This is a genomic window from Myroides sp. TSA_177.3 (assembly GCF_052691955.1).
In genome coordinates this window covers 24,989-35,570 of the sequence record NZ_JBQZGD010000024.1, presented here as the reverse complement: position 1 = coordinate 35,570, position 10,582 = coordinate 24,989, and the positions used below count along the sequence as shown (strand labels likewise).

General features: G+C 35.9%; 6 protein-coding genes. All 6 read right to left on the bottom strand.

Going from position 1 to position 10,582, the window contains the following annotated elements:
* Nucleotides 1-102: 102 nt before the first annotated feature.
* The gene (locus ACUTSE_RS16090; protein WP_445640964.1) at nt 103-882 is read right to left on the bottom strand and encodes a hypothetical protein; all 780 of its coding nucleotides are present in this window, start codon (nt 880-882) and stop codon (nt 103-105) included.
* A 265-nt stretch (nt 883-1,147) separates the two neighbouring features.
* Entirely contained in the window at nt 1,148-3,046 is a 1,899-nt protein-coding gene (gene yidC / locus ACUTSE_RS16085; RefSeq protein ID WP_002985102.1) for a membrane protein insertase YidC, read from the bottom strand.
* 48 nt (nt 3,047-3,094) lie between these two features.
* Nucleotides 3,095-4,708 (bottom strand): CTP synthase, encoded by a 1,614-nt coding sequence (locus tag ACUTSE_RS16080; RefSeq protein ID WP_445640963.1) that lies wholly within the window; start codon nt 4,706-4,708, stop codon nt 3,095-3,097.
* A 255-nt stretch (nt 4,709-4,963) separates the two neighbouring features.
* A complete protein-coding gene (locus tag ACUTSE_RS16075; RefSeq protein WP_002985104.1) occupies nt 4,964-6,889 on the bottom strand; it encodes an LTA synthase family protein in 1,926 nt (641 codons plus the stop codon).
* Nucleotides 6,890-7,099: 210 nt separating this feature from the next.
* Entirely contained in the window at nt 7,100-8,254 is a 1,155-nt protein-coding gene (locus tag ACUTSE_RS16070) for a VWA domain-containing protein (protein WP_445640962.1), read from the bottom strand.
* A 30-nt stretch (nt 8,255-8,284) separates the two neighbouring features.
* The gene (locus ACUTSE_RS16065; protein ID WP_445640961.1) at nt 8,285-10,576 is read right to left on the bottom strand and encodes a DUF5682 family protein; all 2,292 of its coding nucleotides are present in this window, start codon (nt 10,574-10,576) and stop codon (nt 8,285-8,287) included.
* Nucleotides 10,577-10,582: the final 6 nt, after the last annotated feature.

Genomic DNA, 10,582 nt, shown 5'->3' with positions numbered 1-10,582 from the left:
CACCCAGCAGAAACCACAGATCGAGAACAAAAAACAAGACCTTTTACCTTACTCTTTTAAAATAAAAAGGGTGCCCTATTGGGACACCCTCTTCTTATTAATTTACGCGTTTTTTTCTTCTGTCATCTTTGTGTACTCAGCGACTAAATAGCTTAAGTGTTCCCATTTAATTGAATTGTATGGGAATTTTTGTAGAAATTCTTGATTGTCTCCAAAAAGGAAATTGTAGTTTTCTTCAAATTCTCCTTTTTTAAGCCACATTACTTCCTCTCCTTTTTTGATGTAATACGATTTGATTACTCCTCCACCGATACCAGGTCCTCCACCAAAGCTAATAGAGGTTGTTTCAGAAGCCATTGGATCAGCATATACTTCAATTTGACTACTGAAGCTTGGATTGATTAATTGCATCAAGTATTCCTTTTCTGCTTTTTTGTTTTTTAAAGAAGCTGTAATGTTTCTTACATACACTTCATCTGGATTGGTTGATTTAGTTAAGTTTTTGCTTCCCCAGTTTTTTGATGTGCCAAAATAGTTAGCTACTTTAGCTCCTTTTTCAAATCCTGTAATAGGCAAATACATCTCTTCAATTTCATCCGCTTGGTATTCTACTTTTTTACCAGCCGCATCTTTCATTTTGATTGATGTAATTTGACCTTTTTTTCGATTTACTCCAGAAACAGATCCTACTTTTTTGGTTCCATCTTTAAGAATAAGGGTTGAATTTTTTTTAGAACTTACGCTAACGAATACTTCATCAAAAAGCATATCATCCATCATTTTTAACTGTTCTTTTGTAAACTTCACTTTTTCTTGTGCATGTATCGGCGTATTCATCACTGACGCAGCAGCTAAAAAGCTAAAAAGTATTAATTTTTTCATAAAATATAAATTTAACCAAAAGTAACAATAATATGTTACCAAATGCTTTTTTATAAAAAATATATACCTGTATTTGTAGCTATAGTTTATCGAACTATCTTTTTAAAAAGACATGCGCAATAGAGGTCTTCCTTTGACATACATAGCGGAGTGAAAAAGTTACATCTAAAAAAATACAACATGAAAAAGGCTGCCTATTAGACAGCCTATATAAAACAAAAAAACTCCCCTTAAAGAAGAGGAGTTTTTTATCTATACCAAAGTATTATTTTTTATTCTGATCTTTCAAGCGCTGTTGTTCTTGTGCTTGTTCCATCATTTCTTGCATTTTTCTTTGCCATTTTCCTTGCGGACGCTTTTTCGTTTTATTCTCTTCGATTGTAGCTAAGATCTTTTCGTCTTTTACAATGTGGTTTTTAATTACATACATAATTCCAATTGTAATGGAGTTCGAGATGAAGTAGTACAACGATAAACCTGAAGCGTAGTTATTAAAGAAGAATAACATCATAATCGGTGATACATAAATCATGATCTTCATGATTTTACTCATATCTGGCATCCCTTCTTGTGTTGGTTGAGCCATTTGTTGATCTCCTGTAGTCATCTTCATATAGAAGAAAATTGCAATTGACGCTAATAATGGGAATAAACTCACGTGATTACCATAGAAAGGAATATTAAATGGCAATTGTAACACAGAGTCATACGATGATAAATCATCTGCCCATAAGAAGCTCTTTTGTCTTAAATCAAATGAAGACGGGAAGAATTGAAACAACGAGTAGAAGATTGGAATCTGTAACAAGGCTGGAATACAACCTGCCATCGGATTCACACCTGCTTTAGAATACAATTTCATTGTTTCTTGTTGCTTCTTCATTGGATCATTCTTGAACTTTTCATTCAATTCATTTACCTCTGGGCGAATCATTTTCATTTTCGCTTGAGAAACGTATGACTTATACGTCAACGGTGAAGTAAATAAACGAACTAAAATCGTCAATACAATGATACCAATACCGTAAGGTAAGAAACTAGTCAATAATCCAAATACTGGGATAAATAAGAAACGGTTAATCCATCCAAAAATTCCCCAACCTAATGGTACAATATTGTCTAAGTTACGATCGTATGATTTTAATATTTTGAAATCAGATGGTCCAAAATACCAATTCATGTCATAGTTTAACTCTCCATTGCTATAGTTCAACGGAATAACACTCGCAAATTGTTTCGTAAATACCGTATCTACTTTTTCATCAGCCACTAAATTTTTCGTGTTTAATGTTGCTGTTTCAAAGTTCTTATTAGTCAATAAAACAGAAGTGAAAAAGTGTTGTTTATACGCGATATACGAAACGTCTTTCAACTCCTTAGTATCATCTTTACTAGACTCACTTAGGTTGTTGTCTTTTCCTTTTTCGTGTTCATAGTATAAACGAACGTATCTATTTTCATACGCAATACTTTTCTCATTGCGGTATGTTTTCATTTCCCAGTTTAATTCTGGTGTTTTTGATGCGTCAACGATTTTGCTCAATCCTTGTGTACGGATAGAAAAATCAAGCATATAATCATTCGGTTTCAATACATAACGATACTCTAAAAACTCTGTTTCAGAAGCTTTTAAACGCATAGCTAATACTTGATTTTCACCTTCTTTAGTTAAAGTAGGTTCAAAATATAAGTCTTCTGTATTGAAAACTCGATTATCAGTAGTGTGTAATTGTAAATTGAATTTTGCGTTATGATCTTTGATCAAAGCAACGATTTCATTTGAATCTTTGCTAAATCTCTTGAAATCATTTACAACAACATGAGATAATTTCCCTCCTTTATTATCAACTTCAAGTGTAAGTAAATCTGATTTTAAAGTTGTAGTTCCTCCTTTAGCTGCTGGTAACATAGCACTATAAGCAAAAGGACCGAATGTAGCGCGAACTTGTTCCGATTGTAAAGAATCTCCAGCTACTGGTTCTTGAAGTGCTTTCTCAAATGTAGCGGATTGTTCTTGTTTAACGATTTCTTTCTCTGCTAATTCAGTATCTTTCTTGATAGACTCTTGCTCTTTGTTGATGTTATTCAACATCATCCAAATCAGCAATCCTGCAATAATCACAAAGCCTATAATACTGTTACGATCTAATTTTTTTTTCTCCATTACTTAGTTTGTAAGTGATAAAATTTATGATATAAAAAAGTCGATTGATTAGTTTGTTTTATAATCAATCGCTGCTTTTACAAAATGAACAAAAAGTGGGTGCGGTTTCGCTACCGTACTTTTATACTCTGGGTGGAATTGAACCCCAACGAAGAATGGATGTGTATCCAACTCTACAATTTCGATTAATCCTGTTTCTGGATTCCATCCTGAAGCGGTTAATCCTGCTTTTTCGAAATCTTCTAAATATTGGTTGTTGAATTCATAACGGTGACGGTGACGCTCATTGATCATACTGTCTCCATAGATTTCAAATACTTTAGAACCTTCTTTTAATTTACAATCCCATCCTCCTAAACGCATGGTACCTCCTTTATCTGTAATATCTTTTTGGTCTTCCATAAAAGTAATTACTGGATATTGTGTACTCTCGTTTACTTCGGTTGTATTGGCTGTTTGGTATCCCAGAACGTTTCTAGCATATTCAATTACCGCCATTTGCATTCCCAAACAAATTCCCAAGAAAGGAATTTTGTTTTCTCTTGCGTATTTTACTGTTTCAATTTTTCCTTCAATACCACGTGATCCAAACCCTGGAGCTACTAAAATAGCATCTAAGTTTTTCAATTTCTCACTTACATTTGTTGCTGTAATTAAATCAGACTGAATCGTGATGATATTTACTTTGGCTTGGTTTTGTGCACCACCGTGAACTAAAGCTTCTAAAATTGATTTATATGAATCTTGTAATTCAACGTATTTTCCTACTAAACCAATGTTAACTACATGGTTAGGGAATTTTAAGCGGTGAATAAATTCATTCCATTTCACTAAATCTGGCGTTTGTTTTTCAGGTAAGTCTAAGCGTTTTAAAGCTACTTTATCTAACCCTTCTTGCAACATCAAATTAGGTACGTCATAAATCGTTTCCGCATCAATAGATTGGATTACAGCTTCTGGTTTTACATTACAGAATTGTGCTAATTTTTGACGAATTTCAGCGCTTAAATTATGTTCTGTTCTACAAACTAAGATATCCGCTTTGATTCCGCTTTCCATCAATGTTTTCACAGAGTGTTGTGTCGGTTTTGTTTTCAACTCCCCTGCTGCTGCCAAATAAGGAACTAAAGTAAGGTGAACCACAATAGCATTGTTGTCCCCTAATTCCCATAACAATTGACGTACAGATTCGATATACGGTAAAGATTCAATATCCCCTACAGTACCCCCAATTTCTGTAATTACGATATCATAGTCTCCTGTTTTACCAAGTAACTGCATGCGATCTTTAATTTCATTGGTGATATGAGGAACCACTTGAACTGTTTTTCCTAAAAACTCTCCTCTTCTCTCTTTTTCAATAACAGATAAATAGACACGTCCTGTTGTTACATTGTTTGCCTGAGAAGTTGGAACATTCAAAAATCGCTCATAGTGACCCAAATCTAAATCCGTCTCTGCTCCATCATCCGTTACGAAACACTCTCCATGCTCATACGGATTTAATGTACCAGGATCCACATTAATATACGGATCGAATTTTTGAATTGTTGTAGAATAACCTCTCGCTTGCAACAATTTTGCCAGCGATGCTGCTATAATTCCTTTTCCTAAGGATGACGTAACGCCCCCTGTTACGAAAATATACTTAGCTTGTCTCATTTATATTTATTTGTTGTGTTGTAAAGAATAAAACTTGGCAAAAATACAACATTTCCAGCTATTCTTCTAATTTTAAAAGTCGTAAAATAACTTTAAAATTTACTCGTTTCTATATAAAGCGATTAGCAAATGAAATCTTCTCTAATTGCCTTATTTAATTCAATTAATTCCACGCAATTGATTATTCTCATCACCTCATCGCCTTACCTTCTCATCGCCTCACCTTCTCATAACCCTTCACTCTTAACCTTCTCCCTACCGATCCAAACGCTTATCAATAATTCGATCGAAATAATCCTGAACAAAAGCCTTACACTTCATTTCTAACTCTTCCATTTCTTTATTCTTGTTTTGGATTAAATTGTGCTCCAATCCTTTGTCATTGATTGCATAGAATCCCGTTACTTCTTTTCCATTAAAGCGAACAATATAGTTTCCTTCTTGGTATGTATATTCATTTCCTCCATAGTTAATTGTAAAAGGTTTGACGATTGTATCGTTTAACAAGCTTCTTCCCCAACTTCTAAAAGGTTTATCATATCCAATCATATCTAATAGCGTTGGATAAATATCGATTTGTTGTGCCAAGGACTTATCTACTCCTTTGTAACGTTCATCAGCCGTATAGAATAAAATAGGAACTGCTGTGCGATTCACCAATTTTCTATATTCATCATAATCAATTTGATTGGTATGATCCGCTGTAATTACAAAAATCGTATTCTTAAACCAAGGTTCTTTGCTACTTTCCTCAAAGAAACGTTTAAACGCATAATCAGTATACCCTACGGTTTGGTGAATTTGTTGATTCCCTTTTGGAAATTTCCCTTCATATTGACTAGGCACTTGAAAAGGTTCATGAGAAGAAACCGTAAATAACGTTGCAAAGAATGGTCCTTTTTTCTCGTTTAATGTTTTACGCATGTATTGGAAGAAAGGTTCATCCCAAATTCCCCAAGTTCCATCAAAATCATCGTCATTGTTGTATTCTGTTTTTCCGTAATAATGGTCATATCCCAAGATATTTCCAAATCCTAAGAATCCCATCGAACCATTTGGTGCTCCATGGAAGAAAGACGTATCATATCCTTTTGATTTCAATGTAGAAACCAACGATTCAATATTTTGTTTTGGAAATGGCGAAGATGTAAAAGCATCTTTAAATGAAGGAATTCCTGCAATAACAGAAGATACACCGTGAATAGACTTGTAGCCATTAGCAAAAGCATTCGGAAAAATCAAACTGTGTTGTGCTAAGGAATCAATAAATGGAGTATAGCTTTTGAAATTGGGAATATTCATATCTTGATTAAAAGCGCCAATATATTCTCTGGCATAACTTTCCGTAATAAACAAAACGATATTCGGTGTTGATGGATCCGTAGAATAGTACTGTTTTGTTCCACTAACATAGCGATTCAATGTCGCCTCATCCATATACTCTACTTTCTTGAAACTCGTTTTACCGATGGTGCGCAAAATAGCAAAAGGCGTATTCAATACGATATCGGCGTGTTCTGGTTTTTCCACATGGCGATTGGCATCAATGATATTCAATGGGCGTGTTGTTTTCTTTAAATCTCCACGTACACCCGCAATAAATCCTACCCCTACAATAACGATAATACAAGCACTTGAAATAAAGTAATTCTTTTTGCTCTCTACTTCTAGTGTTTGCGTAAATTTTACTCGCTTATACAAAAACACCCATAAAACGCAAAGTGCAATACACAAAGCAAATACATGCCAATAGTTCACCAAGAAGTTCAAGAATAACTGTCCTTTATTTGATTCGTGTTCTAAGCTATCAAATACAGCAATTGTGGTACGAGCATATATAAAGCGGTAATAAATAAAATCTATAAAATTGGTTGCATAGGCCAATAAATTGGGAATGATATAGCTCCAAAAAACAACCTTTTGGTATCCTTTCGATGTACTTTTAAAGATTGGCACAATAGACAACAAAATGAATAAAATGTTGACATAAAAAATAGCCATTCTATCAAAGGTCAATCCGTGATAAGCCAGTTTCATAAACTGTCCTGCAGAATCAACGGCAAGCAAATCACTATTGTAAAAATAGAATAAAACTCGCGCTATAAAGTAAAAAAAGAATGCTAAAAAAAGTCGATATGCAAATACCAACATTTCATTTAATCTGAAGCGATTTGAAAGCATGATAGGTTCCTCATTTAAAAATTGAAATACAAATTTAATTATTTCTAGGGCTTTAGCTATGAGATAACACAATTCTTTTTGTCTTTTCGCTTGGAATGCTATGGATTGAGGGGTATAAAAAATAAACCTCGTCTAAAAAGACGAGGTTTATTTTGACATTATTTACGTTTTTCCCTGTACACAAACACTGCTAAAAGTCTATGTTCTGATTTACTTATCCTCTTTTCCAAAAGCCATTAAATCTTTTCCTTTCAATGCAGATGCCACTAAATCAGGCAGACGATCAGGAGTACAAGCAAAGCAAGCAATACCTAGTTTACTGATTTCCTTTCCTAAATTCTCATCATAATCTGGTTTACCTTGATCAGTCAAAGCTAATAAAGTAATCACTTTAACCCCTTCTTGGTGCATTTCATTCAAACGACGTAGTAGTCCCTTGCGCACCCCACCTTCATATAAATCTGAAATCAAGATGAAAATAGTTTTACGCGGATTCTCAATCAAAGTTTGACAATAAGCAACCGATTTATTGATATCGGTTCCTCCACCTAATTGTACACCAAACAGCATATCCACAGGATCTTGACGGCATAATTCAGTCAAATCAGTCACTTCCGTATCAAAGGCAACCACATGCGTATCGAGTGCTGGCATACTCGCAAAAATAGATCCCATAACAGAGGAATAAATAATCGAATCTGCCATGGATCCACTTTGGTCAATATCCAAAATAACCGTCCAGCTCTTTTGCTTTTGACTACGTTCAAAGAAATAAAACTTTTCAGGAATTAGTCGCTTAGTCTGAACATCGTAATTTTTTAAATTGCGATTAATTGTTCTTTTCCAATCCGTTGAAGCAAAATTAGGAATGGGCGAATGGGCTTTTTTATTTAAAGCTCCCGTAACTGCACGACGCATATCTTGCTCCATTCTTTTCATGATTTCATCGACGACATTGCGCACGAGTTCTCGCGCTGTTTCTTTCGATTTTTCAGGGATTTGACCTTTTAGCGCCAACAGTGTTCCCACCATGGCCATATCTGGTTTTACATTTTTCAGTGTTTCTGGTTCAAATAACAATTTTGTCAACCCTTTGCGTTCAATAGCATCAGATTGAATCACACTAACGACATCTTCTGGAAAAAAAGTACGTACATCCGTTAACCACTTGGCTAAATTAGGCGCTGAGGCACCTAATCCTGCGCCTTTTCGACCACTTTTCCCTTCTTCAGTACGATTGTAAATTGCCGCTAAAGCAGCATCCATAATAGATGCTTTTTCATCGAGCGCTACTTGTTGCAAAGCCCGTGTATCTTCCCCTAAAATCAATCGCCAACGCGTTGTATTTTTATTTTCTTGTTCCATTGCCTTCTCTTTTCTATAGCTAAACTTCGATTAAAACTCAAAGTCAAAATCGTTCAATTCATCTAGTTTTTCTGCTTCTGCCTGTGTTAATTCACCTTGTAATGCTTCAGCGGTCTCTTCTTCACCTGTTCCCCAAATATCTCCGAGTAATTCGGCAATACTATTCTTTTGATTAGGTTCAAACGCTCCAAAAGCTCGGCGTAAAAAAACAACAGAACGCAAAAACTCTTCCTCATCCAACTGAGCGATATACTGATCGAGTTCCCTCCACAACATTGTTCTAGACAAGAGCGCATAGCGATTTCGTCCAGATAGCCCTTCAAACCAACCAGCACCCAAATCTGCGGGAACCCCTGGCGATAAGCGACGCGAAACTTCTTTTGCACAATCTTCTTCATCCGCTAAATTGTGTTCCAATAAAATTGAAAAAGCTCCTCCCGATAGTTTGGTATTTAAATCATCGCGCCAAGCCACTTGATGGAGTTCCTTTTGCCAAGATTCTACATCGACAATTTCGTATTGCTGTTGTGTAATTAATTCCATCACATTAATCGCCTTCATCATTTCTGTCGCCGCTTTATCATCACATGAAGCCGCTTCTTGTACCAATAGAGCCGCACGCAAGAACAACTGCTGTAAAATTGGTACTAAAGGCTCTAAATTAAACTGACGCAAATCACCATACTGAATCAATACTGCTAATTCATGAGCAGCATAAGCTGTCGCTTTAAAATCAACTGCTTCAACCAAAAGCGCTTGTAATGTACGCAATGCATTTTCAAAAATATGCGTCAATTGACACTCGCACGCTAAGCGAATAATTTGAGCAGCCAAAGCAAGATCTGTGCAGTCTGCCAATTGTTCCCTCAATTGATAAGCTGCTGCTATCTCAAGTGTTTCTCCTTTTAGATTGGATTCCACAATTTCTATTTCTACTTCTGGCGTCCATTGTAATTCCCACTTTTCAGACCAAGTCGCATTATCTTGATGGGTGCGAATTGGTTTAGCAAAGTGAATATCCAACACAGCTAAACGATGTAAAAAAGTAGAGCGATTTAAATCAATATATGCTGCTTCTGTTGATTTAACTTTAAAGTTTTCTCGTAAATCTAAGCTCAGTTCTTGCGCCACAGCAGATTTATATTGGGTTAACTTCAATCGTTTCAACTCTTGATTGACGTTTACTTGTACTGGCGTTTGGCTTACCCCTTCAGGTAAGAAACCAATAGCCGTTCCAATATCAATGCGGTTAATGGCTTCTGCTACAGGTGCAAGTTCTCCTCCACCAAAGCAAGTAATTACGGCATCGTGTAAATCTTCTAAAACAGGGAATGCTCCACCGCGCATAGCTGTCAAAGCTTGTGCTAATCGCACCGCTTCTATCACGCTTGCAGAAGAAGCATTATTTCCCATCTCTCGCATCGTTTTCGCTACTTTAGAAAGGTAAATAGCGGCTAAATCCTCCAATTTATTTTGCGTCATTGCTTGCCACATCAACTCAAAATAATAAGGTGCCCTATTCCCAGCTCCATATCCCATTCGACTGCTGAGACGCAGGTAAGAATACGGCATAAGCGTCAATTGAGCGTCTACTGTTGGAATCTTTTTCAGCTCTTGATCTGTCAATGCAGGTAGGTCTAAATCCAAACCTAAAACGTGATAAGCTCCAACAATTACAACAATATCTTCGGGTTTAAATCCCTCTGTAATTGCACGTTGAATCTCACGACGCATATGTGCTTCTCGAATCAGATTGTAAGAAAAATCATAAGGTGCGTCCTCATATTCTTGATTAACCACCAATTCACGCATTGCTCCTGATTGATAAATCAATCGCTCACGAAAAGCATCTGTATTTAAATTATGTTCAAAATCGCGTTCCCAATAATGCTCATAATCCGTTTCATCACTATGATGGGCAATCGCCTCATACAAACCATTGTGAAAGGTATAAAAAGCTTGTGCTTTTTCATCAACTTCACGCTTGCGTTCCTGTTGTAAACGCAACATAATTGGCGTAGGCAAATCAATAAAACGCACTTCCTTTTTGTTCTTCACTCCCCAATTAATTGCCTGATATTCGGGCGAATAAAAAGCAAAGGGATAAAGTACCGTTTCAATAGGTAATTCCGTTGTATACGCCAATAAAGCAATCGGAGGTTTTACCTCTTTTTGGGCCATAGAAACAATCATTGCAGTAGCATCCGAAGGGCCTTCAATCAAAATACACTTCGGTTTCTTTTCTTTTAGATACGCTAAAAGATGATGAGATGCTCCAGGCGAAAGATGTCTGACACCAAATATATTTACTTTTGCATTCATTTACCT